The 1185-nt window shown below is 60.4% G+C and carries 1 protein-coding gene; it reads left to right on the top strand.

The genetic code is table 11. The annotated features are described in order from the left end of the window. Window positions 1-28: 28 nt before the first annotated feature. A partial coding sequence (locus I3254_RS00895) for an IS91-like element ISVsa3 family transposase (RefSeq protein ID WP_050496678.1) occupies window positions 29-1185 on the top strand: 1157 nt, incomplete at its 3' end.

The following is a 1185-nucleotide window of genomic DNA, read 5'->3' as shown; positions in this document are numbered from 1 at the left end:
TAAACACAGTATTGCAAGGACGCGGAACATGCCTCATGTGGCGGCCAGGACGGCCAGCCGGGATCGGGATACTGGTCGTTACCAGAGCCACCGACCCGAGCAAACCCTTCTCTATCAGATCGTTGACGAGTATTACCCGGCATTCGCTGCGCTTATGGCAGAGCAGGGAAAGGAATTGCCGGGCTATGTGCAACGGGAATTTGAAGAATTTCTCCAATGCGGGCGGCTGGAGCATGGCTTTCTACGGGTTCGCTGCGAGTCTTGCCACGCCGAGCACCTGGTCGCTTTCAGCTGTAAGCGTCGCGGTTTCTGCCCGAGCTGTGGGGCGCGGCGGATGGCCGAAAGTGCCGCCTTGCTGGTTGATGAAGTACTGCCTGAACAACCCATGCGTCAGTGGGTGTTGAGCTTCCCGTTTCAGCTGCGTTTCCTGTTTGCCAGCCGGCCCGAGATCATGGGGTGGGTGCTGGGCATCGTTTACCGCGTCATTGCCACGCACCTGGTCAAGAAAGCGGGCCATACCCACCAAGTGGCCAAGACGGGCGCGGTCACCCTGATCCAGCGTTTTGGATCGGCGCTCAATCTGAATGTTCACTTCCACATGCTGTTTCTCGACGGTGTGTATGTCGAGCAATCCCACGGCTCAGCGCGTTTCCGCTGGGTCAAGGCGCCGACCAGCCCAGAGCTCACCCAGCTGACGCACACCATCGCCCACCGGGTGGGTCGCTATCTGGAACGGCAAGGCCTGCTGGAACGGGATGTCGAAAACAGCTATCTGGCCTCGGATGCGGTGGATGACGACCCGATGACACCCCTGCTGGGGCACTCGATCACTTACCGTATCGCTGTCGGTTCACAGGCGGGGCGAAAGGTGTTCACTTTGCAAACTCTGCCGACCAGTGGTGATCCGTTCGGTGACGGGATTGGCAAGGTAGCCGGGTCCAGCCTGCACGCCGGCGTGGCGGCCAGGGCCGATGAACGCAAGAAGCTCGAACGGCTGTGCCGGTACATCAGCCGCCCGGCGGTATCCGAGAAGCGGCTGTCGTTAACACGAGGCGGCAACGTGCGCTACCAGCTCAAGACGCCGTACCGGGACGGCACCACGCACGTCATTTTCGAACCATTGGATTTCATTGCAAGGCTGGCCGCCCTGGTACCGAAGCCCAGAGTCAACCTAACCCGCTTCCA

This window comes from Psychrobacter sp. Ps2 (genome assembly GCF_022129405.1).
GTDB lineage: Bacteria > Pseudomonadota > Gammaproteobacteria > Pseudomonadales > Moraxellaceae > Psychrobacter.
This window is presented reverse-complemented; position numbering and strand designations above follow the sequence as displayed.